Source organism: Catenulispora sp. EB89, from assembly GCF_041261445.1.
Taxonomy (GTDB): domain Bacteria; phylum Actinomycetota; class Actinomycetes; order Streptomycetales; family Catenulisporaceae; genus Catenulispora.
On sequence record NZ_JBGCCU010000031.1, the window covers coordinates 18,939 to 44,779 of the forward strand.

22 protein-coding genes and 1 pseudogene are annotated in these 25,841 nt (G+C 70.5%); 10 read left to right on the top strand and 13 right to left on the bottom strand.

Features of this window, described 5'->3' with window-relative positions:
• The first annotated feature begins 167 nt into the window (after nt 1-167).
• On the top strand, nt 168-818 hold the full coding sequence (locus ABH920_RS42400; protein ID WP_370354980.1) for an HAD family hydrolase: 651 nt from the start codon (nt 168-170) through the stop codon (nt 816-818).
• A gap of 219 nt (nt 819-1,037) precedes the next feature.
• Here ABH920_RS42400 and ABH920_RS42405 read toward each other — a convergent pair.
• A pseudogene (locus ABH920_RS42405) lies at nt 1,038-2,473 on the bottom strand (IS1182 family transposase).
• A gap of 176 nt (nt 2,474-2,649) precedes the next feature.
• Between ABH920_RS42405 and ABH920_RS42410 the strand changes: the two are divergent.
• The 3 genes from ABH920_RS42410 to ABH920_RS42420 all read left to right on the top strand — a co-directional run bounded on the left by ABH920_RS42410 (nt 2,650) and on the right by ABH920_RS42420 (nt 5,866).
• Nucleotides 2,650-3,423, top strand: coding sequence for a methyltransferase domain-containing protein (locus tag ABH920_RS42410; protein ID WP_370354981.1), 774 nt, complete (start codon nt 2,650-2,652; stop codon nt 3,421-3,423).
• A 444-nt stretch (nt 3,424-3,867) separates the two neighbouring features.
• A complete protein-coding gene (locus tag ABH920_RS42415; protein WP_370354982.1) occupies nt 3,868-4,248 on the top strand; it encodes a hypothetical protein in 381 nt (126 codons plus the stop codon).
• 94 nt (nt 4,249-4,342) lie between these two features.
• On the top strand, nt 4,343-5,866 hold the full coding sequence (locus ABH920_RS42420; RefSeq protein ID WP_370354983.1) for an SDR family oxidoreductase: 1,524 nt from the start codon (nt 4,343-4,345) through the stop codon (nt 5,864-5,866).
• On the opposite strand, the gene ABH920_RS42425 is transcribed toward ABH920_RS42420, so the two are convergent.
• Nucleotides 5,770-6,318, bottom strand: coding sequence for a DUF4383 domain-containing protein (locus tag ABH920_RS42425; RefSeq protein ID WP_370354984.1), 549 nt, complete (start codon nt 6,316-6,318; stop codon nt 5,770-5,772). The two genes, ABH920_RS42420 and ABH920_RS42425, sit on opposite strands and share 97 nt — an antisense overlap.
• Before the next feature lie 193 nt (nt 6,319-6,511).
• On the bottom strand, nt 6,512-7,162 hold the full coding sequence (locus ABH920_RS42430) for a TetR/AcrR family transcriptional regulator (protein ID WP_370354985.1): 651 nt from the start codon (nt 7,160-7,162) through the stop codon (nt 6,512-6,514).
• A gap of 280 nt (nt 7,163-7,442) precedes the next feature.
• Here ABH920_RS42430 and ABH920_RS42435 point away from each other — a divergent pair, with 280 nt between their 5' ends.
• From ABH920_RS42435 to coaD, 3 genes are all read left to right on the top strand, one after another.
• Nucleotides 7,443-9,902, top strand: coding sequence for a discoidin domain-containing protein (locus ABH920_RS42435; RefSeq protein ID WP_370354986.1), 2,460 nt, complete (start codon nt 7,443-7,445; stop codon nt 9,900-9,902).
• A 141-nt stretch (nt 9,903-10,043) separates the two neighbouring features.
• Nucleotides 10,044-10,661 carry a hypothetical protein gene (locus ABH920_RS42440; RefSeq protein ID WP_370354987.1) on the top strand — a complete coding sequence of 206 codons (618 nt, stop codon included), beginning with the start codon at nt 10,044-10,046 and terminating at the stop codon, nt 10,659-10,661.
• A 22-nt stretch (nt 10,662-10,683) separates the two neighbouring features.
• A complete protein-coding gene (gene coaD, locus ABH920_RS42445) occupies nt 10,684-11,106 on the top strand; it encodes a pantetheine-phosphate adenylyltransferase (RefSeq protein ID WP_370354988.1) in 423 nt (140 codons plus the stop codon).
• A gap of 37 nt (nt 11,107-11,143) precedes the next feature.
• On the opposite strand, the gene ABH920_RS42450 is transcribed toward coaD, so the two are convergent.
• Both ABH920_RS42450 and ABH920_RS42455 read right to left on the bottom strand, forming a co-directional pair.
• Nucleotides 11,144-13,111, bottom strand: a complete 1,968-nt coding sequence (locus ABH920_RS42450; protein WP_370354989.1) for a potassium transporter Kup — start codon at nt 13,109-13,111, stop codon at nt 11,144-11,146.
• Nucleotides 13,112-13,217: 106 nt separating this feature from the next.
• Entirely contained in the window at nt 13,218-13,550 is a 333-nt protein-coding gene (locus ABH920_RS42455; protein WP_370354990.1) for a ribosomal protein L7/L12, read from the bottom strand.
• A gap of 101 nt (nt 13,551-13,651) precedes the next feature.
• On the opposite strand from ABH920_RS42455, the gene ABH920_RS42460 reads away from it, so the two are divergent.
• Nucleotides 13,652-14,911 carry a peptidoglycan-binding protein gene (locus ABH920_RS42460; RefSeq protein WP_370354991.1) on the top strand — a complete coding sequence of 420 codons (1,260 nt, stop codon included), beginning with the start codon at nt 13,652-13,654 and terminating at the stop codon, nt 14,909-14,911.
• A gap of 3 nt (nt 14,912-14,914) precedes the next feature.
• Here the strand turns inward: ABH920_RS42460 and ABH920_RS42465 are convergent, their stop codons facing one another.
• Together ABH920_RS42465 and ABH920_RS42470 are read right to left on the bottom strand one after the other, a co-directional pair.
• Nucleotides 14,915-15,556 carry an MBL fold metallo-hydrolase gene (locus ABH920_RS42465; protein WP_370355059.1) on the bottom strand — a complete coding sequence of 214 codons (642 nt, stop codon included), beginning with the start codon at nt 15,554-15,556 and terminating at the stop codon, nt 14,915-14,917.
• Between the two features lie 59 nt (nt 15,557-15,615).
• Nucleotides 15,616-16,701 (bottom strand): S-(hydroxymethyl)mycothiol dehydrogenase, encoded by a 1,086-nt coding sequence (locus ABH920_RS42470; protein WP_370354992.1) that lies wholly within the window; start codon nt 16,699-16,701, stop codon nt 15,616-15,618.
• A 109-nt stretch (nt 16,702-16,810) separates the two neighbouring features.
• Between ABH920_RS42470 and ABH920_RS42475 the strand changes: the two genes are divergently transcribed.
• Nucleotides 16,811-17,674: a hypothetical protein gene (locus ABH920_RS42475; RefSeq protein WP_370354993.1), complete on the top strand. Its 864-nt coding sequence runs from the start codon at nt 16,811-16,813 to the stop codon at nt 17,672-17,674.
• Here the strand turns inward: ABH920_RS42475 and ABH920_RS42480 are convergent.
• The 4 genes from ABH920_RS42480 to ABH920_RS42495 all read right to left on the bottom strand — a co-directional run bounded on the left by ABH920_RS42480 (nt 17,659) and on the right by ABH920_RS42495 (nt 22,845).
• Nucleotides 17,659-18,342 carry a glycosyltransferase family 2 protein gene (locus ABH920_RS42480; RefSeq protein WP_370354994.1) on the bottom strand — a complete coding sequence of 228 codons (684 nt, stop codon included), beginning with the start codon at nt 18,340-18,342 and terminating at the stop codon, nt 17,659-17,661. The genes ABH920_RS42475 and ABH920_RS42480 overlap by 16 nt on opposite strands.
• Before the next feature lie 122 nt (nt 18,343-18,464).
• Nucleotides 18,465-20,426 carry a glycosyl hydrolase family protein gene (locus ABH920_RS42485; RefSeq protein ID WP_370354995.1) on the bottom strand — a complete coding sequence of 654 codons (1,962 nt, stop codon included), beginning with the start codon at nt 20,424-20,426 and terminating at the stop codon, nt 18,465-18,467.
• A gap of 115 nt (nt 20,427-20,541) precedes the next feature.
• Nucleotides 20,542-21,087, bottom strand: a complete 546-nt coding sequence (locus tag ABH920_RS42490; protein WP_370354996.1) for an AAA family ATPase — start codon at nt 21,085-21,087, stop codon at nt 20,542-20,544.
• A 24-nt stretch (nt 21,088-21,111) separates the two neighbouring features.
• On the bottom strand, nt 21,112-22,845 hold the full coding sequence (locus tag ABH920_RS42495; RefSeq protein WP_370354997.1) for a SpoIIE family protein phosphatase: 1,734 nt from the start codon (nt 22,843-22,845) through the stop codon (nt 21,112-21,114).
• Nucleotides 22,846-23,040: 195 nt separating this feature from the next.
• Between ABH920_RS42495 and ABH920_RS42500 the strand changes: the two genes are divergently transcribed.
• On the top strand, nt 23,041-23,445 hold the full coding sequence (locus tag ABH920_RS42500) for a nuclear transport factor 2 family protein (protein WP_370354998.1): 405 nt from the start codon (nt 23,041-23,043) through the stop codon (nt 23,443-23,445).
• 199 nt (nt 23,446-23,644) lie between these two features.
• Here ABH920_RS42500 and ABH920_RS42505 read toward each other — a convergent pair whose 3' ends face one another.
• Together ABH920_RS42505 and ABH920_RS42510 are read right to left on the bottom strand one after the other, a co-directional pair.
• Nucleotides 23,645-24,244, bottom strand: a complete 600-nt coding sequence (locus ABH920_RS42505) for a muconolactone Delta-isomerase family protein (protein ID WP_370354999.1) — start codon at nt 24,242-24,244, stop codon at nt 23,645-23,647.
• A 21-nt stretch (nt 24,245-24,265) separates the two neighbouring features.
• The gene (locus ABH920_RS42510) at nt 24,266-25,774 is read right to left on the bottom strand and encodes a GGDEF domain-containing protein (RefSeq protein ID WP_370355000.1); all 1,509 of its coding nucleotides are present in this window, start codon (nt 25,772-25,774) and stop codon (nt 24,266-24,268) included.
• Nucleotides 25,775-25,841: the final 67 nt, after the last annotated feature.

Here is a 25,841-nt window from a genome sequence, read left to right on the forward strand (position 1 = left end):
ACTGGACGGCCCCCGCCTTGGAACCTCCGCATCCCCGTGGAGGGCTGGCCGGCTGTGCCCGGGACGCCATGGTCGCGGCACCGGCGGGCTGAGATTCTTGCTATCCAGGGTGGATTGTCACACGATCTGGCGCCGTGTGGGGGTGATGCCTCCAGTAGCGTTGGATCATGAGCAGCCCCCTCGAACTCGTGATCTTCGATTGCGACGGCACCCTCGTCGACAGCGAGACCCTGGCCCTCGACGTCGTCCTCCAGCTCGGCCGCGAGATGGGCTGGCCGCTGACCGCGACCGAGGTCGTGGACCTGTTCATGGGCAAGTCGGTGGCGTCGCAGAGCGTCTTCATCGACGAACGCCTCGGCGAGGGCGCGTCGAAGGCGTGGCACACGCGCTTCCGCGAGCTGCACGACGCGGCGGTCGCGGCCGAGCTGACGGCGATCGACGGCATCCCCGAGGCCCTGGACGCGATCGCGCTGCCGAAGTGCATCGCGTCCAGCAACGGCCACCGCCAGATCGGCGAGATGCTGGCGATGACCGGCCTGGCCCACCACTTCGGCGACCGGATCTCCACCGCCGCCGAGGTGGCGCACGGCAAGCCGGCCCCGGACGTCTTTCTACTCGCCGCCGAGCGTCAGGGCGTCAATCCGGCGGCGTGCATCGTCGTGGAGGACAGCCGCTTCGGCGCGCAGGCGGCCCGGGCCGCCGGGATGCGGTGCCTCGCCTACACCGCCGGCCTCACGCCGGCCGACCGGTTCGACGGACTCGGCGCGGTGTTGCTCGACGACATGCGGAAGCTGCCGGAGCTGATCGCGGCGGCGTGACCGGACCCGCTCGACCCGCCGGGCCAACAGGTGGCGGCTAACGCGTGGTCGCACAATACGTGGCTAGGAGCGTGGGTCGGTAACGAGCAAGCTGCCGGGTGATTGCGGCGGGTGCAGCCCGTGGTATTCACCCGGTTGGCGTCTTCGAGGCCGTAGATCGGCTGTCGGTGCGGCCCAAGCGGGCGTTTCGCGGCTTGGAGAGGCCCGTCGGCCCGGTCGTCAGGCTCGGGCGGCGACGAGTCCGGTGGTTCCGGCGTTCCGGAAGATCTTGCGGAGGTTGTGGCAGGACGCGAGCAGGCGCCATTCGCCGCGGGCTCCGTCTTCGCCGCGCAGCAGCAGGTCCCGGCCGTCCTGGCAGGCCATGATCTGGCCGAACACGGGTTCGACGATGGCTTTGCGGCGGGCGTAGGCGGCTCTGCCGGGTTTGGTCCGCAGCTTGCGGGCCATGCGTTCCCGGGACGTGGCGTTGGTCGGGATGCGTTCGCGCGGGGTGGCGCTGACCTGCTCGTCGTGCGCGAGGCGGCTGGTGGCCATGAACGTGTCGGTGCCGTGGTCTTCCTTGCGGGCAGCCGCGGCGGTGAGGTTGGCCTCGGAGCAGTAGCCTGCGTCGACCAGGGCTTGCTTGGGGTGGGTGCCGGTGTTCGCGGCGGACTGGTCGAGTATGTCGGTGTAGTTCAGCGCGTCCGAAGGGTTCGTGGTGACGTCGGCGGCGGTGATGATCTGGTGGGCGTCGTCCACGACGGCCTGGGCGTTGTAAGCCTGGATGTAGGCGCCGTCGCCGTTCTTCATGATCCGGGAGGCGGGGTCGGTGAAGTTGGCCTGTGCCTTGTCCTTGGGCCGGGACTTCTCGGCGGCGGCGGCTCCGGCAGCCGCCACGGCCTCGGGGTCGTCGTCGCCGGCACGGTCCTGGCGGCGGGCCTCTTTGTCCGCGGCGTGTTTGCGCGCCTTGGCGGCGGCCTCGGCCTCGATCTGCGCGCGGGCGGCCTGCAACTTCGCCAGGCGCTGCTCCCACCGGTCCAGCTCTGCCGGCAGGTCGGTGTCCTTGCCTCCGGGGCCGAAGCGGCGTCCTCGGCGGTGTCAGTCTGCTCGGCGTCGGCCAGCAGTCCGGCGGCTGCGGCCTCCAGGCCGGCGATCTCGGCCTCGATCTGTTCTTCTTTGGTGACCAGGCGGGTGTAGCTCATCGCCTTGTGTTTGGAGGCGGAGGCTTCCAGCTTCGTGTCGTCCAGCGCGACCCGACCCATCTTCACCATGCCCAGCCGTTGGGCCAGGTGCAGGGACTGGGTGAGCAGCCCGGCCAGGGCGCCGAGGTGGCGGCGCCGGAACCGGGAGATCGACCGGTAATCCGGGCCCGTCCCGGCCGCCAGATACCGGAACGCCACGTCGTCGACGCATCTGCGCTCGATCGCCCGCGAGGACCGGACCCCGGTGGTGTAGCCGTAGATCAGCAGGCGCAGCATCAGCCGCGGGTCATACGGCAGGTGACCGCGCTTCTCGGTGTAGCCGGCCAGCACCGGCGCCAAATCCAGGACCTCGTCGACGAGCTCGGCGACGAACCGGGCCAGATGCCCCTCCGGCAGCCACTCGTCCAGCGACGGCGGCATCAGGTAGACCTGATGCGGATCGAACGCACGGAACGTCTTGTCCACTGGCCCCAGCGGTCCGGCCTTCTAACCTGCCGGCACCGGATCCACCGCGAACAGGCCATCCTCCACCGGCATACCAGGATCCTTCCAAAGTAGTGATCACGCACCGTGGAAGATCGCCGGTCGCCACGCTGGAAGCGGTGGAAAACCTGTGGAGACGCGACCGGCAGATCGCTACCGTCCCGACCATGACCAACCCTCCAGGCTTCGGTTCCGGCAGTCGCCTCACCTTTATGTCGCCCCTGTCGGGCGAGCACGCCGATCGGCTCGCCGCCGAACTCGCCTCGAACGAACCGGCGACGGTGTTCGACATCGGCTGCGGCTGGGGCGAACTGCTGCTGCGCGTGTTGGAGGCCGCGCCGCAGGCTCGCGGCATCGGCGTCGACGAGTTCGGCCCGGATATGGAACGGGCCCGCGGCAACGCCGCACAACGCGGACTGGCCGACCGGGTCAGGTTCATCGAAGGCCAGGCCAAGGACCACCTGTCGTCGGCGGACCTGGTCATCAGCTCCGGGGCGTACCAGGCCTTCGGGAGCATCCCGGACGCGTTGCAGGCCATCCGGCCGCTGGTGAACCCCGGCGGCCGTCTGCTGTTCGCCTGCGAGATCTGGGAGCGCACCCCGACGACCGAGGAACTGGCCGAACTGTGGCCGGGCACCACGGTCGACACCTGCCTCTACCTTCCGGACCTCCTAGATCAAGCCGTGGCCGCCGGATTCCGCCCGCTGAACATCGAGATGTCCACCCGCGGCGAGTGGGACTGGTTCGAAGCAAGATACGCCGCAAGCTCGGAGGAATGGCTGTTGGCCAACGGCGACCACGACGCGGCCGACGCGCTGCGCACCAGACTCGACGCACACCGCAGGAGATGGCTGCGGGGAACACGCGACACGATGGGCTACGCCTACCTGACGCTCGGAGTTCCAATCCACCCGACTGTCAATACCGACCCACGCTCCTAGGCTCCGACTAGTTGTCCCGTCTCATGGAGGTCGGTTTCAAGCACAGGGCTGAACTGGGGCTGTGCCAGGTTCGGTGAGACCGGCGGGTGCGGTTTGTCCCAGGCGAGGCGGTATTTCCGGTTGATCTTTGCAGAGTCACCGGTCGGCCGGTGCGCGACCAAGCTCGGTATCGAGGCGGGCTGGCCAGTCGTCGCGGGCGAGTCCTGAGGCGACCGGGAGATCTCGCCAGTCGGTGCTGGCGAGATTGAGAGCCGCACGGAAGCGGTCGAGGTCGTCTCGTGCAAGCAGCACGATTCCTGCCATCACACGTTCGCTGCGAAGATGGGAGCGAATCCGACGACTGACCTAAGACGGTCGCCACCGAGCAGCGGTGGGCCCAGGAACGCCGTGCGTCCGGGGCCTGCTCTATCGACACCGCGTCCAATAACACCTAGGATCGCCGACGTGCCCCGACTGACCTCCCCCCACGCCGCGCTCGCCGGCCTCCTCGCCTCCGCGGCCGTCACGCACGTCGTGGCGCCGAAGCAGTACGACGCGATCATTCCGCGCGCGCTGCCCGGAAGTCCGCGGATGTGGACCTACGTCAGTGGCGCCGCCGAGCTCGCGGTTGCGGTCGCGATTGCGAACCCGAAGTCGCGGCGGCAGGGCAGCCTGGCTGCCGCTGCGTTCTTCGTCGCGGTCTTTCCGGCCAACGTCAAGATGGCGCGCGACTGGAACGATCGGCCGGCCCCGGCCAGGGCGGCGGCTTGGGGGCGGCTGCCGCTTCAGGTGCCGTTGGTGTGGTGGGCGTTGAAGGTGGCCGGCAACGCCGCGAAGAAGGGCTGACGCCGCTTCGTTCAGAACCGCGCCCCAGACCGCGCCCCTGACCCAGACCGCACCTCAGAATGCGCCGCACCGTCCCCGACAGCACGATGGGACCGTGACCCCCAAGCCCACCGCACTCGTGACCGGCGCCAGCGGCTACATCGGCGGCCGCCTGGTCCCCGAGCTGCTGGCATCCGGGTTCGACGTCCGCTGTCTGGCGCGCGATCCGGACCGCCTGCGCGACCACGCGTGGGCCGAGCACGTACAGCAGGTCCGCGGCGACGTACTCGCCCCGCAGACGCTCCCGCCGACGCTGGACGGCGTCGATGTCGCCTTCTACTTGATCCACTCCCTGACCACCGGCGAGGGCTTCGAGCGCACCGAGGAGCGCGCGGCCCGCACCTTCGCCACCGCCGCCCGGGACGCCGGTGTGTCCCGCATCGTTTACCTCGGCGGCATGGCGCCCGCCGACACGCCGCTCGCGGAGCTCTCCCCGCACCTGCGTTCGCGCGTGCGCGTCGGCCGCGTGCTCCGCGCGTCCGGGATCCCGACGGTCGAACTGCGCGCCGCGGTCGTCATCGGCTCCGGATCGGCCTCGTTCGAGATGCTGCGCTACCTCACCGAGCGCCTGCCGGCCATGGTGACTCCGCGCTGGGTCGGGACCCGGATCCAGCCGATCGCGGTGCGCGACGTCCTGCGCTACCTCGTCGGTGCCGCCGCCGCGCCGGACAGCGTGGTCGGCGCCGGGGGAGTGTTCGACATCGGCGGACCCGACGTGCTGACCTACCGGGAGATGATGCTCCGCTACGCCGGCCTCGCCGGCCTGCCGCGCCGCCTGATCCTGCCGGTCCCGGTGCTGACACCGGGCCTGTCCAGCCACTGGGTCGGCGCGGTCACGCCGGTCCCGGGGTCCATCGCGCGCCCGCTGGTGGAGTCGCTGCGGCACGAGGTCGTCTGCGCCGACCGCCGCGTCACGGAGCTGGTCCCGGACCCGCCGGAAGGGCTCCTGGGCTTCGATGAGGCGGTCCGGCTGGCCCGGACCAGGGTTCAGGAGGCGAATGTCACGACCCGCTGGTCCTCGGCCTCGCTCCCCGGCGCCCCGAGCGACCCGCTGCCCACCGACCCGGCGTGGGCCGGCGGCAGTCTCTACCGTGACATCCGCGAGGCAGAGGTCGACGTCGCGCCGGAGCGCGTGTGGCGGGCCGTGGAGGCCATCGGCGGGCAGACCGGCTGGTACTCGTTCCCGCTGGCGTGGGCGGTCCGGGGGTGGCTGGACCGGATGGTCGGCGGCATCGGCCTGCGCCGCGGGCGTCGGGACCCTGAGACGCTGCGCCTGGGCGACACGCTGGACTTCTGGCGCGTGGAGGCGCTGGAGCGCGGACACCTGCTGCGGCTGCGCGCGGAGATGAAGCTACCCGGCCTGGCGTGGCTGGAGATGCGGGTGGAGCCGACCGCTGACGGCCGTACCAGCTACCGTCAGCGGGCCCTGTTCTTCCCGCACGGCCTGTTCGGCCACCTGTACTGGTGGGCCGTCGCGCCGTTTCACGCAGTCGTCTTCGGCGGGATGGTCCGCAACTTGCTGCGGGCCGCCAAGGAGGACTCGGGCAGCGCCTCGCGGGACTCCGCCGCCTCGGGGTGACGTGCCTGGTAGTAGGGGTTGTCGTACGGCAGGTAGAGGTTGACGCGTCCGTACATGCCGAACGTCATCATGATCAGCCCGACGACGAAGCTGAAGAACACGTTGGCCAGCCCGAACGCCAGGAAGTTGGCCTTGGTGTCCATCACCGCCAGGCCCAGCAGCCCGGCCAGGACGAACACCGCGCCCATCACCATGTTCGCGGTCGAGGCGAAGTTCCCGCCGGCGCGCGCCGCGACGAGCAGGAACACGGCCACGACGATCGAGGTGACGGACAGCAGGCCGTTGCTGGACATGCCCATCACGTGTTCGCCGCGGGTGCTGAAGAAGGGGATGTCGTCGAGCAGGCCCATGAGGCCGAAGACCAGCAGGACGAGCGCGGACAGGATCGAGCCCCAGCGGTAGACCTGGCCGAGGCGGTGGTCGGCGGGGAGGTGCTCTTGCAGGCGCACCATGGCGGAGCCCCTTTCGGGAACGGGGACAGGGGTTTTGAGCGGGCGATTTAACCGACTGCTCAATTAACCGACTGCTCAAGACTCGCACGGCGTGACCGGGGGTGCAGGTCGGCGGCGGTATGGCCTCACCCGGATGGCCCAGCCCGGTGCTAACTCGGTGCGGGTTCGGTGCGAGTTCGCTCCCGGCTCACCGCTAGCTCTGCGCCGCCTGCCCCTTGCGCGCCGTCCGCCGCACCGCGCCCCGGATCGCCCGCTTGGCGACCGTCCCCAGCCCGTCCAGGCGCTCGGCCAGCACCCCGAGCTGGTCGAGCGCGTCAGAGGCCTGATCGTCGCCCTCGGGGTCGACCACCGCCATCAGCTCCAGGCCGATGAACGACGCCGACAGCGCGTGCGCCAGCCCCGCCGTGTCCGCGACGTCCCCCAGCACCGAGCCGGCCAGCACCCGGTCCAGCACCTGTTCGATCTCGACGATCCACAGCCGCAGCGCGTCGCGCGTCGTCGCGGCGAACACCGGATTCGTCTGCGCCGCCGCCAGCAGCTGGCCCAGCACGGCGAAGTTCCCGGCCTCGCGCTCGTTGGCCCGCAGCACCCGCCCGAGATCCTGCAGCTCCCGCAGCGAGCGCACCTGCGCGAACCGCTCCCGGTACTGCGTCACCTGCGCCTCGGTCGACCGCAGCGCGGCGGCCGCCAGGAGCTCGTCGACGCTCCCGAAGTGATAGAAGATCAGCGCCTGGTTCACCCCGGCCGCCGCCGCGATGTTGCGCGCCGAGATCCCGGCGATCCCCTGCGCGCGCAGGGCGTCGATCGTCCCTTCCAGCAGGCGGTCGCGGGTGTCGGCGCTCATGGCACCGACCGTAGCCGATCATGCGGCCGGATCCGGGCGACGGCGGGCGCCGACTTGCCCGCGGGTCGGTCCACACCCCTGACCTACGTGCCCGCGCTGGAGCCTTCGATCCGAGGGTGAAGAAGATCGCGGAGCGAGTACCGGTTGCGCAACCGGTTCCGAAACCAGTTCCGGAACCGGTCACGTCTTGACCGGTCGGTAACGCCGCTGCAACATGCAGCCGAGAGAGCGCTCTCACAGAGTTCGCCCCCACGCACTCATCACTCTGGAGGGATATCGCATGCGCGTCACCGCTCGCGCCGTCCGACAGGCCTGGCGCCGATCCGGTCCGCCCCGGCCCCCGCGCTCGTCCCGTCCGCCCCGGCATCGTTCGCTGCTCGCGGCGGTCGCGCTCGTCGCCGGCAGCCTGACCGGCGGCCTCGCGGTCTCCGTCGCCTCGGCCCCGGCGGCCGCGGCCGACACCGCGCCGCCGCCGCCCAGCGGCTGGAACACCGTGTTCAGCGACAACTTCGCCGGGCCCGCCGGGTCCGCGCCGTCCGCGGCGAACTGGTTCTACGACATCGGTACCGGCTACGGCACCGGCGAGAAGGAGCAGACCACCAGCTCGACCAACAACGTCTACCTCGACGGCAACGGCCACCTGGTGCTCAAGGCCGTCAACAGCGGCGGGACCTGGACGTCCGGCCGGATCGAGAGCACGCGCGACGACTTCCAGGCGCCGCCCGGCGGCGAGCTGGAGATGAGCGCGTCGATCCAGCAGCCGAACCCGGCCGGCGGCCTCGGCTACTGGCCGGCGTTCTGGGCGCTGGGCTCGCCGATGCGCGCCGGCGGGGGCTGGCCGGCCTCCGGCGAGATCGACATGATGGAGGACGTCAACGGCCTGAACGAGGCCTCGCAGACCCTGCACGACTCGGCGAACAGCCCCGGCCACCCGCTCATCGCCTGCCCGGGCGCCGGATCCGGCTGCCAGACCGGGTACCACACCTACTCGGTGATCGTCGACCGCACGAACACCAGCGCCGAGCAGCTCCAGTTCCTGATGGACGGCGTGGTCGAGAGCACCATCACCGAGGCCTCGGTCGGCACCGCGGCCTGGCAGTCGGCCATCGACCACGGGTTCTTCATCATCTGGGACCTGGCGATGGGCGGCAACTACCCCGACGGCGTCTCCGGCACCACCACGCCGACCGCCGCCACGACCTCCGGCAGCTCGCTGAGCGCGGCGTGGGTCGCGGTGTACGAGAAGGGCGGGAACTCCACGCCGACCGGCACCCCCGTCGCGACCGGCGCCGTCAAGGACGGCGCGGGGCTGTGCGCGTCGAACCAGAACTCGCTGAACACCGAGGGCAACCCGATGTTCGCAGCGAACTGCGACGGCAGCGCCGGCCAGTCGTGGTCGCCGTACACGGACAACACGGTCCGGGTGCAGGGCGGCTGCCTCGACGTGGTCTCGGCGGGAACGACGAGCGGGACGAACGTCGACTGGTACCCGTGCAACGGCACCAATGCGCAGAATTGGACACGTCAAGCTAACGGCGAGCTGCTGAACCCGAACTCCGGTCTGTGCCTGACCGACCCCGGCGGCAACAGCGCGACGCGGCTGGACATCGAGGCGTGCACCGGATCCGCGCAGCAGACGTGGACGTTCCCGACCGGCGGCGGCGGGAACACCGTGACGGTGTCGAACCCCGGCAACCAGACCGGGACGGTCGGGACGGCGGCGAACGTCCAGATCACCGCCGGCGACTCGGCGTCCGGCCAGACGCTGAGCTACAGCGCCTCCGGGCTGCCGGCCGGCCTGTCGATCAACGCCTCCAGCGGCCTGATCTCCGGCACGCCGACCACCGCGGGCACCTCGAACGTGACGGTCACCGCCACCGACGGCACCGGCGCGTCCGGGTCGACCTCGTTCAGCTGGACGATCGGCTCCGGCGGCGGCACCTGCGGGACGACCAACCTGGCGCTGAACCAGCCGGCCACCGCCTCGTCGGTGGAGAACGCGGGCACGCCGGCATCGGCGGCGGTGGACGGGAACACCGGGACCCGCTGGTCGTCGCAGTTCTCTGACCCGCAGTGGCTGCAGATCGACCTCGGCTCGACGGCGACGATCTGCAAGGTGGTGCTCCAGTGGGAGACCGCGTCCGGCAAGGCGTACCAGATCCAGACCTCGCCGGACGGCACCAACTGGACGACGATCTACTCCACCACGACCGGCCCCGGCGGCACCGAGACCCTGAACGTGTCGGGCACCGGGCGCTACATCCGGATGTACGGCACGGCCCGCAACACGCAGTACGGGTACAGCTTGTGGGAGTTCCAGGTCTACGGTTCGACCTCCGGCACGAGCTGCGGCACGACCAACCTGGCGCTGAACCAGGCGGCCACCGCGTCCTCGGTCGAGAACGTGGGCACGCCGGCATCGGCGGCGGTGGACGGGAACACCGGCACCCGCTGGTCCTCGCAGTTCTCGGACCCGCAGTGGCTCCAGGTGGACCTCGGCGCCACGCACACGCTCTGCAAGGTGACACTGATGTGGGAGACGGCATACGCGACCGCCTTCCAGATCCAGACGTCGAACGACGGCACCACCTGGACCCCGGTGTACTCGACCACGACCGGCACCGGCGGGACTCAGGACCTCACCGTCTCCGGCAGCGGCCGCTACGTGCGGATGTACGGGACGGCGCGGGCCACGCAGTACGGGTACAGCCTGTGGGAGTTCCAGGTCTTCGGGAGCTGATGGCTGTGGCGCGCTGAGTGAACGTGGTTGGCGCGCCTGACGAGAGAGGGTCGGCCGGGCTGAGTGATCGTGCCCGGCCGACCCGCTGTCTCGGGAGCGTGGCCCGGGCTCCGGCTCGCAGAACGCTGCATACTGAGAGGTATGGGGCGTCGGGGGTGGAGCGCCGTGGCGGTGGCCGCGGTCGTGGTGGTCTCAGGGTTCGTGGTCGATCAACACGCACTGGCGGCCTCGCCACCGGCGGTCAGTGGCTCGGTGAGCCTGCAGGCGGCGCGGAACACCGATCCGCGGGCCAAGCAGTTCCTGGACGACGTCAAGCGCGGCGAGTACACCTGGCTGTCGATGCCCGGCACGTTCGTCGAGGCCACAGTGCACTGGCACCTGCCGCGCCGGCCGCCGTCGGACGGTGCCTGCCAGCTGGCGGTTCACGTGCTACCGGAGGCGCCGCGACGGCTGGGGACCGCGTCGACCGGCACGATCAACGGAGTGGCCATGGGGGACGACGTCATGCTGAAGCGGGCCTTCGATGAACCGGGCCCAGCCGACTCGTTCGGAGGGATTTCCTACGTGATCCTGCCCGACGCCGCGGAGGGCACGATCACGTTCGTCGTCGCCTACCCCGACCAGCAGAACGTCGCCTTCGACGCCGGTGCGGCCCGCGCCTCCGCGGTGGTCATCTGCGACAACCACGACAGCCTGCTCGGCCGGACACGTCAGGTCGTAGGGCCGGTCGCCGGCCTGCCGGTTTCCCGGCCGTCCTAGACCGCACGCTACGCTCCCGATCATGCGAGCTCTCTACCCCGGCTCCTTCGACCCGGTCACCGAAGGGCACCAGCACGTCCTCCACCGCGCCGCGCGCCTGTTCGACGAGGTCGTCGTCTGCGTCATGGCCAACCCTGCCAAGACCGGCCGCTACCCGATAGCCGAGCGCCTGGAACGCCTCCGGACCGCGGCGGCCGGTCTGGGTAACGTCACCATCGATGCGCACACCGGCGGCCTGCTGGTCGACTACTGCCGGCAGGCCCGCATCGACGTCGTCCTGCGGGGTGTCCGCGACGGCCACGACCTCGACCACGAGATGGCGATGGCCCGCATGAACCGCGAGCTGGCCGGCATCGAAACGCTCTTCATCGCTGCCGACCCCGACCTGGCCCACATCTCCTCGACCCTCGTCACCGCGCTCGCTCGGCAGGCCTCGCGTCAATAGCGGCCCGCTTGCCCGGCCCGACCGCACCCGCCCCCGATCACACCGGCACGTGCGCTCCCATGATCACGCACCGATCCGCCGGCAGCCCGAAGTAGTCCACGGGGCTGGCCGCGTTGTGCGCGATGGTGAGGAACAGCCGCTTGCGCCAAGCCTGCATGCCCTTGGCGTTGGTCCGCACGATCGCGATCCGCGACAGGAAGTACGACACCGTCTCCACATCGATCCCCGCGATCTCGCCGGCGTCCGGCCGCAGCGCGGCCTGGCGCAGGATGCGCGGCACGTCCGGCTCGTCCTGGAACCCCAGGCGCGCGGTGAGGTGGATGATCCCGTCGTCGGTGTGCCCTAGGTCGTCGAAGACCAGGCGCTCGGCGTCCGGGATGTGCGGGACCTTCTCCACCATCATCGACAGGATGACCACGGTCTTGTGCAGTGTGTGGTTGTGCTCGACGTTCGCGCGCAGGGCCAGCGGCGTGGTCTCGATGTTGGCGTTGAGGAACACCGCCACGCCGTCCACGCGGTGGATCGGCGGCTCCAGGGCGTCCACCTCGTCCACGAACGGCCGCAGCGGCCCTTCCAGCGCCGTGCGGTTCGGCGTCACGATCGCGCGGCCTCGGCGCCAGGTGCTCAGCACCGTGAACACGAGCGTGGCGACCAGCAGGGGCAGCCAGCCGCCGTGCACGACCTTGGTGAGGTTCGCGGCGAAGAACGCTGTCTCGCTGGTGAGGAACACCACCGCGCCCACGGCGATCTTCCAGGGCGCGACGCCCTTCAGGACGCGGGCGACGGCCAGGAACAGGATGGTGTTGAGCATGAAGGTCGCGGTGACGGCCACGCCGTAGGCGGAGGCCAGCGATGCCGAGGAGCCGAAACCGATCACCAGGACGGTGACCGTGCAGCACAGGAACCAGTTCACGACCGGCACGTAGACCTGGCCGATCTCGTGCTCGGAGGTGTGCCGGATGGTCATGTGCGGCAGGAACCCCAGCTGCATCGCCTGGCGGGTCACGCTGAACGCCCCGGAGATGACGGCCTGGGAGGCGATGACCGTCGCCACCGTCGCCAGGATCACCATCGGGAACTGCGACCAGTGCGGCATCAGCAGGAAGAACGGGTTCGACACGGTCTCCGGCCGGCGCAGGATCAGTGAGCCCTGGCCCAGGTAGTTCAGTGTCAGCGCCGGGAACACCAGGTAGAACCAGGCGCGGTGGATCGGTTTGCGCCCGAAGTGGCCCATGTCGGCGTAGAGCGCCTCGGCGCCGGTCACCGCCAGCACCACCGAGGCCAGCGCGATGAACGCCACGATCCCGTGGTGCACCATGAACTGCGCCCCGTACGAGGGGGACAGGGCCTTGACGATCGCCGGGTGCGCCGCGACCTCCGCCGCGCCGGCCACTCCGATGATCAGGAACCAGACCGTCATCACCGGTCCGAACAGCCCGCCGACCAGCGCGGTGCCGTACTTCTGGATCGCGAACAGGCCGATGACGATGACCACGGTCAGCGGCACGACGTAGTCCTTGAGCCCGGGCGCGGAGACCTTCAGACCCTCCACCGCCGACAGCACGGAGATGGCCGGCGTGATCATCCCGTCGCCGTAGAACAGCGACGCGCCGAGTATCCCCAATGCGACCAGCAGTACCTTGGTCCGGGTGGAGCGGAAGTCCAGCTTCTGGATCAGCGCGGTCAGGGCCATGATGCCGCCCTCGCCGTCGTTGTCGGTGCGCAGGATGAAGCCCACGTACTTGACCGACACGATCAGCGTGATCGCCCAGAACACCAGCGACACCACCCCGTAGACCTGGTCCGCCGAGGTGCCGACCGCCTTGTTGTCGGCGGTGAACACGGTCTGCATCGCGTACAGCGGGCTGGTTCCGATGTCCCCGAACACGACGCCCAGCGCGCCGAGCATCAAGGCGGTCGCGCCGGCCTTGCGGGTGCGGTGTCCGGAGGCGTCTGTCGAGCTTGCGGTGTTCTGGGAGGTGGTCCCCGTGGCGTCAACGATCACAAGTCAGCGATCCTGACAGGTGTGCGGGGTGTGAGCAAGGGGCCGTCAAGTATGTGGAACGCTATGGGGAACTTGTAGGCGCCCGAGCCCGTCTGCTGTCGGCTGCCTACCGCCAGCCGCCGCGGGCCCGGAGGTCGCGCTCGTAGGCCTCGACCGCGTCTTTCGCGTCCTTCAACCCGGCGCCGGTGGCCTCGCGGTAGAGCTTGATGGCCTGGATCGTCTTGCCGGACTGGATCAACGCGGTGAGCTGACCTTCATAAGCCGCGAGGGGATTCGGTGCACGCGTTTCCGGCATCAGGCCCGTCGCCGACACCTGTCCGCTCGCGCCGAGGCCACCGGCGGCGTCACCGTCGAGGCCGAGGTGCGCCAGCACCCGGTCCAGCTTCTCCTCGATGGCAGCGAGTCGCATCTCTACTGTGATGTAGTCCCCGGATTCCATGCCCCGAGGCTACCGCCTCCCGGCGGGCAGCCGTCAGCTGAGATGAATGCGGGTAGTTTCGCCGACACCACGCCGGCTGTCGGCGCCTACCGTGAAGGGATATGAGCGATGGGGCTACCTCTCCGATGCCGTTTTCGGCCCCGCTGGACGGCGGGTTCACCGTTTCCACCGGCCCGATGCAGTCGGCCATCTCCGATCTGACCGGCGTGGCCGGCGACTCCGTCGGCGCCGCGAACCAGTTCCAGGGCGTGATGCTGGACCCGACCAGCTTCGGCGGCATCGGCAGCGCCGTCGGTGCGGCGCACGACCAGCTGTTCAGCAACCTGGGGTCGGCGCTGACCTCGGTGAACACCGGCATCTCGGGCCTCAACACGTCGTTGAGCTCGGCGCTGACCGGCTACATCGACGCCGACTGCAAGGTCGGCGACTGGTTCGACGGGTTGAGCATGGCGGGCGACTCCACGACCGGCACGGCTGGCGCGAACGGCGCCGCCAGCACCACCGGCGCGACCCCGACCGCCACCACGACCGACCCCGCGGCCTCGGGTTCGGCGACTCAGGCCTCGTCGCTGCCCGGCCTGACCACCCTCGGCACGCACCACTACGGCGACTCCGGCGACGACGTCCGCACCATGCAGCAGCAGCTCAACGACCTCGGCTACAACGTCGGAACCCCGGACGGCCAGTGGGGCACCCGCACCTCCGCGGCGCTCGCGCAGTACGCGCACGACCAGGGCGTCACCCTCCCGCCGGCACCGGGCCAGGTGGACCCGGCGGTCGTGCACTCCATCATGAACTCCGAATCCAACAACGGCGCCGTCGCCTACCAGGACGGCGTCCCGGAGATCTACGGCTTCCGGCAGAACAGCCACAATGGCTACGACGCCATCCTGGCCGCGCGCACCCAGTTCGGCCAGGGCAGCGCCGGCGAGCAGGCCGCCGTCACCCAGGCCATCACCAACGAGGCCAACCAGGTCAACGCCACCCAGTTCGCCGACCCCGGCATCCAGGCCGCGCTCATCTCCTCGGCGCACATGCGCGGACCCGGTGGCACCATGGCGATGCTGACCTCGATGGCTTCCGGTCAGCAGAGCGACTACGCCGCCAGCCACCTGGACCCCAACACCGTGAACACCCTGCAGCAGCTCACCCCGGACCAGTTCCAGCAGCAGTTCCACGACGCCCGCGAGAACTACGACCTCGACTACTACATCGGCGGCGGCCAGATCGCACACGGCGCCCACGGCACCATCCCGCAAAGCGACTGGGCCGGGCTCCAGGCCCGCTACGACCGGGAGCAGCAGCAGTACGGGCAGATGTCTCCGCAGTCGTCACAGTCTTCCCAGTCGCCGCAGCAGTGACGCTCAGAACCCTCGATCGCGCTCCGCTTCGACAGTCGTGTCCTCGCCGTGCCCGGTGTGCACCACGGTCGCACCGGGCAGCATGAACAGCTTTGCGCGGATCGACGACTCCAAGGTGGGCCGATCGCTATAAGAGCGTCCGGTAGCGCCGGGCCCACCGTGGAACAGCGTGTCGCCGGTGAAGACGCAGCCGAGTTCGGGCGCGTACAAGCAGACCGCGCCGGGGGAGTGGCCCGGCGTGTGCAGCACCTGCAGCGTGACGCCGCCGATGGGGAACGTCTGGCCGTCGGTCAGATCGACGTCCCAGAGCGTCGCCTCCGGGTCCTCGGGGCCGCCGTGCACGAGTTCCCACAGCGGCCGGTCGTCCGGATGCAGCAGGATCGGCGCCCCGGTGCGCTCGCGCAGCTCCGGGGCGACGCGGACGTGGTCGTCGTGCGCGTGCGTGCACACGATCGCCTTGACCCGGCGCCCGCCGACGACCGCGAGGATCCCCTCGACCGAGTGCGGGGCGTCGATGACGACGCACTCCGCCTCGTCGCCGACGACCCAGACGTTGTTGTCGACATCGAAGGTCTCGCCGTCCAGGCTGAAGGTCCCGGACGTCACCCCGTGGTCGACGCGCGCCGCCGTCTGATCGCCGGCCATCTGATCGCCGGCCGTCTGATGGTCAGCCATGTGATCGTCAGCCATCGGAGAATCTCCCATCAGAGGATCACCACGGACCGCAGAACCTCGCCGCGCCGCATGCGGTCGAAAGCGGCCTCGACGTCGGTCAGCGCGATCTCCTCGCTGACGAACACGTCGAGGTCGAGCTTGCCGCGCTGGTAGAGGTCGACGAGCATCGGGAAGTCGCGGCTGGGCAGGCAGTCGCCGTACCAGCTGGACTTCAGCGCGCCGCCCCGGCCGAACACGTCGATCAGCGGCAGGTCCGGGATCCGCATCTGCGGCGTCGGCACACCGACCAGCACCACGGTCCCGGCCAGGTCGCGCGCGTAGAACGCCTGCTTCCAGGTCTCCGGCCGGCCGACCGCCTCGATCACCACGTCCGCGCCGAAACCGCCGGTCAGCTCCTGGATCGCGGCGACCGGGTCGGTCGTGGAGGAGTCGACGGTGTGCGTGGCGCCGAGCCGGGTCGCGGTCGCGAGTTTCTTGGCGTCGAGGTCCACCGCGATGATCGGGTTCGCCCCGGCCAGCGCCGAGCCCGCGATCGCCGCCGCACCGACCCCGCCGCAGCCGATCACCGCGACCGACTTGCCCCGGGTGACGCCCCCGGTGTTCACGGCGGCGCCGATGCCCGCCATCACCCCGCAGCCGAGCAGGCCGACGGCCGCGGGCCGCGCGCTCGGGTCCACCTTCGTGCACTGACCAGCCGCGACCAGCGTTTTCTCGGCGAACGCGCCGATGCCGAGGGCCGGGGTCAGCTCGGTTCCGTCCTCGAGCGTCATCTTCTGCTTGGCGTTGTGCGTGTTGAAGCAGTACCACGGCTCGGCGCGCCGGCAGGCCCGGCACTGGCCGCAGACCGCGCGCCAGTTCAGGATGACGAAGTCGCCGGGCTCGACCTCGGTGACGCCGGGGCCGACGGCCTCCACGATGCCCGAGGCCTCGTGGCCCAGCAGGAATGGGAACTCGTCGTTGATGCCGCCCTCCCGGTAGTGCAGGTCGGTGTGGCAGACGCCGCAGGCCTGCACCCGCACCACGGCCTCACCGGGCCCGGGATCGGGGACGTTGATCGTCACGATCTCCACCGGTGCGCCCTCGGTCCGGGCGATGACTGCCTTCACCTGCTGCATGGCACTCCTTCGTGTTCTGCTGACCAGGATGGTGCTGGATAGTGATGATATGGGTTCCCCGGCAGGCCCCAGGCCGTTCCTGTCGGCGGTTTCTGCCATCATCCGGCTCATGACGCTCGACCGCTCGGCGCTCGCGGGATCCGACGCCCCTGCGCCCTTCGACCCCGACCTGCTCGTCGCGATTCGCCGCCGCCTGACCGAGATCTGCGACGCCGCGCAGCAGCCGGCTCCCGCCGCCGACAACCCGTTCGCCGCGGTCCGCGATTACAGCGAACCCCGCGAGCTGGCGAAGACCCTCGCGGCGTGGGGCGATCGCGCGGAGCCGGCCGTGCCCGAACTCGTCCGGCTGCTGGCCGTCCGGCCCATCGTGGCGGCTCCGGCGCTGACCGCGATCGGCCGGCCGACCCCGGAGTGCGTGGCGGCGCTGCGGCGCGTCGCAGAGACCGCCGACGGCGCCGAGGCCGTCCCCGCGCGCCTCGCGGTGGCCCGGGCCGTACGGAGCCTGACAGGCGGCACCGGGGCGCTCCTGGCCGCCGTCCGGTTCGGGCTCAGCACCCCGAGCAAGGATGCCGACGACCGCGCCGCAGCAGCCGACGCCGCCACGGAACTCCCCGATCGCGCCGACCATGCCGAACTCCTCACCCCGCTCCTCCTGCGGGCGCTCCAGGCCATCCCGGTCCCGACCCCGAGCCTCCCGGCGCACCAGGCGCGTCTCAAGCTCGGCCACGCTCTCTGGCTCTTCACAGGCCGGCCCGAGTACGTGATCGAGGTACTGCGCAGCACACTTGATCTCGCCGGCGAAGACATCACCGCCTGGACCGTCGCCAAGGCGGCCGAACTTGCCGCGGACCTCGCGCCGGATCTCGGTCCGGCAGCGCGTGAGCTCGTCCCCGGTCTGGAAGCGGCGCTCGCCGATCCGGTTTCAGCCGGTGCCGCTGAGCGGGCGCTGAAATCCCCTTACTTCCGCAAATAAGCAAGGCATAGCACGAATACGGCCCGCCCCAAATAAGCGATCGATTTCACCGGAGAAGCGCTCGGCGTGCCGCCCTTGCGTGGGCGCATCTCGACCGGCACTTGGCGCACCACATATCCGGCTTTGATGGCTCTGACAAGTGTGTCGATCGTGTCGGCCAGATATTCGACCGGATACCAGGCCGCGTAATATTCGATGAGTTCGCGATTGCAGCTGCGCAGTCCGGACGTCGTGTCCGTCAGCCGCACCTTCGCCTGGCCGGAGATGACCAGGCTGAACAGCGTCATCGCCCAGCGGCGCGGGCCCTTGGCCTCGTAGTCGCCCTCGCCGGCGAAGCGGGCGCCGATCACCATGTCGGCGTCGGCCAGGCCGGCGATCAGCTTCGGGATGCTCTCCGGCAGGTGCTGGCCGTCCGCGTCGAACTGCACGGCGATCTGGTAGCCGTGGTCGCGCGCGTAGATGTAGCCGAGCCGTCTGGCGCCGCCGACGCCGAGATTGAACGGGAGTTCCAGGACGGCGACGCCGTGCGCGCGGGCTGTCTTCACCGTGGCGTCGGTCGATCCGTCGTCCACCACGAGGATGTCCACGTCCTGCAGGAAATCCTGGATCTCCTGCAGGACGTGGCCGATGGATTCTTCCTCATTCCACGCCGGAATGATGACAAGCACACTTTTCTGTGTCACGGATGCCCTAGCGCTGTGATGACTTTCTCCGGTCCCGGTCCGTCCCCGTCAACATATCCGGGCAGCGCGTGGCCTCGCTTGCGAACCGCCGAAATTCGCGCCCCGCGCTACGGCTGCTCCGTCCAGTTCTCGCTGGTGCTGCCGTTGCACGTGTAGATCTCGCCCTCGGCGTAGTTGGCCGTCGAAGCCCCGAGCACGCTCAGGCACTTGCCGGACTGCGCCCCGACGATCGTCCCCGCCGACCCCGACCCCGAGTTCACCGTCCACCGCTGGTTGGCGGCGCCGTTGCAGGTGTTCACGCCGACGATCGAGCGGTCGGCGGTCGCGCTGTTCTGCACCTCCAGGCACAGGCCGCTGGTCGCGCCGGTGATCGTGCCGTTCCCGTTCACCAGCCAGTGCTCGCTCAGGCTGCCGTTGCAGGTGTAGATGTCCGAGGTCGTGCCGGGAGCCGTGGACCCGCCGGTGACCGACAGGCACTTGCCGGACAGGCCGCCGACGAACGTGGTCGGGGCCGCGCCGGACGGGCCGCCGAAGGTGATCACGGCCGCGTCGCCGGCCGGGACCGAGGCGGAGAACGTCGGGGAGTCGACCGTGTACGACGTCGTCGTCGGGGCCGGCAGCGTGCCGTCGGACTGCACGCTCTGGCCGCCGAGCGTGATTCCGCTCTGCGCGGTCAGGCTGGCGGCCGACAGGTCGAACCGGGAGGCCGAAGCATAGGTCTGCGGCAGGTTCAGCTGGACCGAGGTCGCGCCGTTGCCCGCCGGATCCGCGACGTTGTCCAGCACGACCGTGACCGAGTTGTCGGCGTGCCGGACGGCGTAGGCCCGCACCGTCGCCGAGGCCGGGTTGCTGACCTGCAGGAAGCTGCCGGTCCCGACGGCGTGCACGGCGGCCAGGCCGTAGTACTCCGGCTGCGCGGACAGGTTGCCGGCCGCCGCGTCGGCGGCGGTCGCCGCGCACAGCGGGGTGTAGTACGGGAACGAGGACGTGCCATAGCACTGCGTCACAGTGCCGTGCATGTAGTACCCGGCCGCGCCCTCCTGCGCGAAGTTCAGCTCCTCGTCAACGGCCCACAGAGCCGAGGCGTAGACGTCCGAGACGCCCTGAACACCGCTGCACACCACCGAGTTGCCCTCGTCGATCACCGCCGGCAGCGACAGCCGGTTGGCGACCGACACCGCGCTGTCGGCGGCCGACGTCTCCTTCGAGTGGGTTCCGGAGGACAACAGGTCGGCGATGCTCGGCGCCGGGTTCGGGCTCCCGCAGTTGGACAGCGGGTAGTGGTGGCTGGTCAGCTCACTGATCTGCGGAGTCCCCATCGACGCCTGGTCGTTGACGAACGCGGTCTGCAACGCGCCGGTCGGCGAGGTGGCGGCGTCACTGCCCTCGATCGGCACGCCCGGCACCGCGGCCCGGATCGCCTGGACGTAGGCGTGGAAGTCGGTGACGTACTTTCCCGAGTTGCCGCTGTATTGCGGATACAGGTCCGGCTCGTTGCCGATCTCGATGTCCTGCAACGACGAGCCGAGCGCGGCCTCGGCGTGCGCGGCCTCGTCGGCGGCGCGCGCCGGGTCGTACTGCTTCATGTTCACGCCGAGGATGACCTTCCAGCCGCTGGCGCCGGCCAGGGTGGCGAGGTTGCTCAGGTCGGCGGGGGTGATGGTGGCGTCGGCCCAGGACGGCTGCGGCTCGTTGCTGGAAGTCCAGAAGGACTTGTCGACCTGGTTGCCGCCGATGCGGATGACTGAGGTCCCCAGGTTCTTGAGGTACTGGAACTGGTTGCCCTGCCCGAAGCTCGGGATCGCCAGGAACGACGCCTCGTACGACAGGCCGACGTCGCTGGTGGCCAGCGAGGTTCCGGTGCCGGCCGCCGAGACGCTGATGGTCGCGCTGGCGGCGGTGGTGCTGGCGGTGGTGCCGGCGGTGGTCGTGGCAGCGGCTTTGACAGCGGTCTGCGGGGCCTGTGCGGCCAGGGCTGTGGGGATCGCGGCCACGGCGGTCAGGACCGCCGCACCCGCGACGATCGACGTTCGGCGGGAGAATCCGCCCGGTCTGAGGGCATGCCGCATCGAGGACTCCTGGCGGGATGATGGTGTTCACGTATATGAACGCCTTCTGCATGAGTGAACGGCGCTGATGCTAGATGCCGGGAAAGCCCTCGTCTACGGATTCTTGTTGCGCAACTCAGGGCCTTGTCGAAGCGAACTCGACGATCTCGGCCAGTGTCGGCTTCCAGCTCGCTGTGGTGTCCACGATCAGGGTCGGAACGTCCAGCGTGATCGGGACCCACGACTCGATCGGCCGTTCTCCGTCGGCGATGCGGCGCAGGAAGGCGGCGTCCGCGTGCGCCGCGCGTGCGGACTGAGTCGCTGCTCGGTGAGCGATGCGTTCGCGAGCGAGTTCGGGATCGATGACGCATCGCAGGATGCAGATATCCGCCAGATTCAGCAGCGGCTCCAGCCCCGGACGCCAGAGCCGGTCCTGGAAGGCCGCCTCCGCGACCACGTTCGTGCCCGACCGCAGCAGCCCGCCGAGGGTTTCGAAGAACGCTGCGTTGGTCTTCAGGTTCAGGTCGTGGGCGTCGGCCGGTTCGGCGCCGTCGGCGACCATCTGTTCCTTGATCTCGTCCCGGCACACCGCCGGCCGGCCGAGCGCGTTGGCCAGCGCGTGCGCGAGCGTCGTCTTGCCCGTGCCGGGTGGGCCGCTGACGGCGATCAGGCTGGGTCTCATCGGCGGCTACGACCGCTACGACCGCTACGGCCGCGGCGTCGCACGCGCGGCGAGAATCGCGATGTCGTCCTCGATGGCCGCTGGCGCGACCAGCCGCAGCGCGTCGTCGAGCAGATCCTCCAGGCCGCCGCCGGCCGGCAGCGGCAGGGACGCGAGCCTGGCCAGCGAGACGTCGATGTCCTCGCCCCGGCGCTCCACCAGGCCGTCAGTGTAGATCAGCAGCACCTGGTCCGCGCGCAGGTCGACGATCACCTGCTCGTAGCCGCCGAGACCGGTGCCCAGCGGCGGGCCGGTCGGGACCGTCACCAGCTCGGTCGGGCGGTCGGCGACGAACAGCGCCGGCGGCAGGTGGCCGGCGCTGGCGAAGGTCCAGCGGCCGCGGTTGGGGTCGGCGACGCCGAGCAGGCAGGTCGCCGGGCGTGCCGACTCGTCCCTGGCGATCAGCGTGTCCAGGTGCCGCAGGATGCCGTGCGGCGGCAGGTCCATGCCGCCGGCGTCGCGGATCGCCGAGCGGTAGATGCTCATGTCGACCGCGGCCTCGACGCCGTGTCCCATCACGTCGCCCATCACCAGCAGCGTGCGGCCGAACGGCAGCCGGACGATCTCGTACCAGTCGCCGCCGACCAGGGCGCGGTTGCCGGAGGGCCGGTAGCGGGCGGCGACCTCGAGGTTCGAGTGCGGCCGGCCCGGCTCGACCAGCAGGGCGCGCTGGAGTTCCAGGGTCACGCTCTGGGAGTCGGCGTACTGCCGGGCGTTCTCGACGCTGACCGCGGCCCGGTCGGCGAGGTCCTGGACGAGCGCGGCGTCGTCGTCGGTGAAGCCCTTCGACGTGCCGCGGCCGCGGGCCAGCGTCAGCACGCCGACCAGCCGGCCGCGCGCGCTCAGCGGGACGGCCAGGACCGAGTCGACGTCGGCGAGCTTGTAGGCGGCCAGCGTCTCCCGGCTCTCGGCCCAGTCGGCCAGCTCGTCCTCGGAGAGCAGGTTGCCGACCACCAGCCGGCCCTCGGCCAGGCAGCGCGCGACCGCCGAGCCGGCGCCGGGCCGGATCGAGGCGCCGGGCAGGGCCAGCGGGCCGAGGCGGCGGCGCAGCTCGGGGGTGCAGGCGAGCGCGGCGCGGCGCATGCGGAAGGTTTCGAGCGGGCCGCCCTGGCCGTTGGGGCCGCGGTCGACGAACTCGTGCGGCATCACCTCGACGATCGCCACGTCGGCCATCGCCGGAACCGTGAGCTCCGCGAGCTCGATGCAGGTGATGTCCACGTCGAGCGTGGTGCCGATGCGCTCGGCGGCGGCCCCCTGCAGAGCCAGCCGGCGGCGGGCCCGGTCCAGCTCGCGCTGATGGCCGGTCGGGGAGGAGGCCACGGCCGCGACGACGCCGATGACCTGGCCGCCGGCCTCCAGGCGGCGGTATCGGATGTGCCAGCCGGTCGCCGTGCCGGTGACCGGCTCGGCCGCGTCCGCGTCCGCGTCGTCGGAGTCGGCCTCGGCCAGCACCCGGCTGATGGTGGGCAGGTCGGCGGCGAAGGGCGTGGCGGCGACCGGCCGGTTCAGCAGCCGCGCCGGCTCCAGCCCGGTGTTCTCCAGGAACGCGGAGTTGGCATAGACCCACCGCAACTCGGCGTCCAGCAGCCCCACTCCCGCCGGAGCCCCGGCGAGCACGTCGGCGAGCAGCTCCGAGCTCAGTGACGCGATGGTGCCGAGGAGGGCGTCAGTGCACCCTCCCCGAGGATCGCTTCGCGAGTACCCGTCGTCCATATCCATCTATCGGAGATGATATCGTCACTAACTGCTCAAAAGGGATGACAGAGCGCAAGAGCCGGTGTGGCCTTCCGCACAACCGCCGACACGCCGACCAGACTCGTCTGGCTGGCCTCATCGTAGGTCACGACGCGATTCGAGGCATTGGTTCGGAGCGGTTCTTACACTTCCTTATGGATTCCCCTCTAAGGAGACCCGATGAACGCCCACGCTCGGACCAAGGCAGCGATCGAAGAACACTGGCAAGCCTCTGAAAACGGGGACATCGAAGTCGAACACGCCATCTACACGGACGACGCGGTCCTCGACTACCCGCAGTCCGGCGAACGCTTCCGCGGCCGCGCGACCATCGCCGCCCAGCGCGGCGGACACCCCGCCGACCGGCATTTCAGGGTCCTGCGGATCACCGGCCGCGACGATCTGTGGGTGAGCGAGTGCGTGATCACCTACGACGGCGCGCCGAGCTACTCGGTCAGCATCATGCAGTTCGCCGAGGAGCGCGTGGTCCACGAGACGCAGTACTTCGGCGACGCCTTCGGGGCGCCGCCGTCACGGCTGGCGCTCGCCGAGCCGATGCCGGGGCGGCAGATCAACGGGGCCTGATGCGCTGTGGGCGGCCTGGCCCGCGCTCGCCGATCTGATCCGCGCGCCTTTGCCGACCGGCGCCGGCCCGTGCGGTCAGCGCGAGCGGTCGGTGCGCCCGGGGAACCGGAGCGGGCAGTCCACGCACGCTTGGCCTGGCACTGATCGTGCCGCTGGTGCCTGCCCCGGCCGATGTCGCGCCGGCCGAATCAGCACATTGCTAAGCCGTCGCCGGATCGCTGGGATGCCGCGTCAGCGCCAGCGTCTCGACCTCCAGCCACTTGTCCATCGGCAGCGACCGCAGATATCCGTCCAAGCTCTCCGCATCAGCAGCCTGCCACAGCCCGAGGTTGCGCCCCTCGCCCGGCAGCGACCACAACCGGATCAGCCGCCGCTGGGCCGCGAGCTCCGCGGTGCGCCGGGCTTCCCCGGCCGTCGCGTCCTCGACGTCCTCCGGACTCGCGTCGGCGGGCACCGCGAGCGTGAACGTCGTGAAGTACTCCGTCTCCGTCCCGTCGAGCGCCACGCGCCCCGGCCCCGGGTCGTTTCCGTGCGGCCCCAGCGGCGTCACCTCGTCGGTGCGCCAGATCCGCAGCGGCATCGTGGCGAGGGTCTTCTCCAGATCGTCAGGGTCCTGAGCCGCGAACAGGCCGAGCGTGCGCCATTCGCCGGGCGCCAGCGGCGGACGCCACAGTCGCAGTACCTTGCCATCCTCCGCGAGGACCCGCGTGTTCGCGGCCTCCCGCGCCCGAACCGCGTCCACTTCCTCCGGCGTCGTGCCTTCCGGCACCTGAGTCGTCATTGTGACTATGTATTCCATGCGTATTCTCCGAATTCACCATCACGCCGGCTGGTTCTTCGCTTCCAGCATCAACAAGTCCGCTTCCCGAAACGCTTCCGCGAGCCCCCGCCCCGCGAGCGCCGTGACCCCCATCGTCACCGACACCGGTGTGCCCGGAGCCAATCCGCTCCAGTCGTGCGCGGCGACCGCCGCGGTGAGCCGCGTGACGACTTCCTGCGATTCGGCCAGCGCCGTGCCAGGCAGCACGATCACGAACTCGTCGCCGCCGTAGCGGGCCAGGAAGTCGTCGCCGCGCAGCGTCCGGGACAGCACCGCGGCCACCTGTTGCAGCACCTCGTCCCCGATGAGGTGCCCGTGGACCGTGTTCACCTCCTTGAACCCGTCCAGGTCCGCGACCCCCAGCACCCCGCCCCCGCCGCGTCCGGTCAGCTCCCCGACGTAGCGCTCCAGATGCCGCCGGTTCGGCAGCCCGGTCAACGGATCGGTCTGGGCCTCGTCGGCGTAGCGTCCGATGTTGCGGCGCAGCTCGTCGAAGTCCAGCCGGGCCGTGATGCCGTCGACGAAGAGGTCGTAGACCTGGTCGCTGGCGCGCGCCAACAGGTACGTCACCTCCCGGTCGGCGGCGTGGGCCGCCGCGTGGTCGCCGGCGGCGATGTGGGCCAGGGCCCTGAGCCGGGGCACTTCGGCGCGGCCGAGGCGGGTCTGCGAAGTCCGGGCGTCGCCGAGCAGCTCCAGCGCCTTCTCCGAGTTCCCTTCCGCGATCTGCATCGCGGCCTCGCCGAGCCGGGCCAGCTCGACGCTCTCCGGGAACTGCGCGTTCTCCAGGCGCAGCAACAGTCTCGCGTCTCCTTCGTAGGACCCGCCGAGCGCCGCGTAGCGCGCCATCGCGTAGCCGAGATACGGGACCTCCATCGCGATCAGGTCCTCGGCCCGCAGCCGGTCGACGAGGTCGCCGAGGACCGCCTTGGCCGAGCCGGTCTCGCCGCGCTGGTCCAGGAACACCGCCTGCCGGACACGGATCTCCGGGTGCGCCGTCAGCCGCCGGTCCTCGGTGCTGCCGAAGCGCGCGATGTCCTCGGCGTGCCGCTGCGTGGCGACCGCGTGCCGGTGGAAGCCGACCAGCGAGTAGGTGACGGCCATCGAGATCCAGGGCCGGACCGCGCGCTGGTCGTTCGTCGTCGCCTCCAGCGCCTGCGCCCCGCGCACGAGGTCCGTGACGCACCGCTCCAGCGAGCCCTTGCGGTAGGCGAAGAAGGCCGCGAGCGCGTGGAACTCCCCGACGTCGGCCGGCCGGGCGCCGTGCTCCTGGATGATCGCCCAGGCCGCGTCGATGATCGGCGGGCAGTCCCGGAGCCGGTCCATGTTCAGCAGCGCCGACACCTTCGCCAGCTGCACGGCCAGCACGTCCTGCGGCGCGGACAGCCCGGCCAGCAGCCGGTCGGCCTCCGCCACCGCCTCGGCCTGCCGGTTCGCCCAGTTCAGCCGGGCCACCGCCAGCCGCGGCTCGTCCGGCTCGGACGACGGGGACTGCTCGGTCGGATCCGGCACAGTTCCATCATCGACCCGGCTCCCGACCGGCGCCACGGCATCAATCCCGACCCGACTCGCGTCGCGC

Excerpts from the sequence above, each read along its gene's own strand:
- ABH920_RS42400 (WP_370354980.1), top strand. The coding sequence starts at position 168 with ATGAGCAGCCCCCTCGAACTCGTGATCTTCGATTGCGACGGCACCCTC.
- ABH920_RS42410 (WP_370354981.1), top strand. The coding sequence starts at position 2,650 with ATGACCAACCCTCCAGGCTTCGGTTCCGGCAGTCGCCTCACCTTTATG.
- ABH920_RS42425 (WP_370354984.1), bottom strand. The coding sequence starts at position 6,318 with ATGGTGCGCCTGCAAGAGCACCTCCCCGCCGACCACCGCCTCGGCCAG.
- ABH920_RS42430 (WP_370354985.1), bottom strand. The coding sequence starts at position 7,162 with ATGAGCGCCGACACCCGCGACCGCCTGCTGGAAGGGACGATCGACGCC.
- ABH920_RS42435 (WP_370354986.1), top strand. The coding sequence starts at position 7,443 with ATGCGCGTCACCGCTCGCGCCGTCCGACAGGCCTGGCGCCGATCCGGT.
- ABH920_RS42440 (WP_370354987.1), top strand. The coding sequence starts at position 10,044 with ATGGGGCGTCGGGGGTGGAGCGCCGTGGCGGTGGCCGCGGTCGTGGTG.
- coaD (WP_370354988.1), top strand. The coding sequence starts at position 10,684 with ATGCGAGCTCTCTACCCCGGCTCCTTCGACCCGGTCACCGAAGGGCAC.
- ABH920_RS42455 (WP_370354990.1), bottom strand. The coding sequence starts at position 13,550 with ATGGAATCCGGGGACTACATCACAGTAGAGATGCGACTCGCTGCCATC.
- ABH920_RS42460 (WP_370354991.1), top strand. The coding sequence starts at position 13,652 with ATGAGCGATGGGGCTACCTCTCCGATGCCGTTTTCGGCCCCGCTGGAC.
- ABH920_RS42465 (WP_370355059.1), bottom strand. The coding sequence starts at position 15,556 with ATGGCCGGCGATCAGACGGCGGCGCGCGTCGACCACGGGGTGACGTCC.
- ABH920_RS42470 (WP_370354992.1), bottom strand. The coding sequence starts at position 16,701 with ATGCAGCAGGTGAAGGCAGTCATCGCCCGGACCGAGGGCGCACCGGTG.
- ABH920_RS42475 (WP_370354993.1), top strand. The coding sequence starts at position 16,811 with ATGACGCTCGACCGCTCGGCGCTCGCGGGATCCGACGCCCCTGCGCCC.
- ABH920_RS42485 (WP_370354995.1), bottom strand. The coding sequence starts at position 20,426 with ATGCGGCATGCCCTCAGACCGGGCGGATTCTCCCGCCGAACGTCGATC.
- ABH920_RS42490 (WP_370354996.1), bottom strand. The coding sequence starts at position 21,087 with ATGAGACCCAGCCTGATCGCCGTCAGCGGCCCACCCGGCACGGGCAAG.
- ABH920_RS42495 (WP_370354997.1), bottom strand. The coding sequence starts at position 22,845 with ATGGATATGGACGACGGGTACTCGCGAAGCGATCCTCGGGGAGGGTGC.
- ABH920_RS42500 (WP_370354998.1), top strand. The coding sequence starts at position 23,041 with ATGAACGCCCACGCTCGGACCAAGGCAGCGATCGAAGAACACTGGCAA.
- ABH920_RS42505 (WP_370354999.1), bottom strand. The coding sequence starts at position 24,244 with ATGGAATACATAGTCACAATGACGACTCAGGTGCCGGAAGGCACGACG.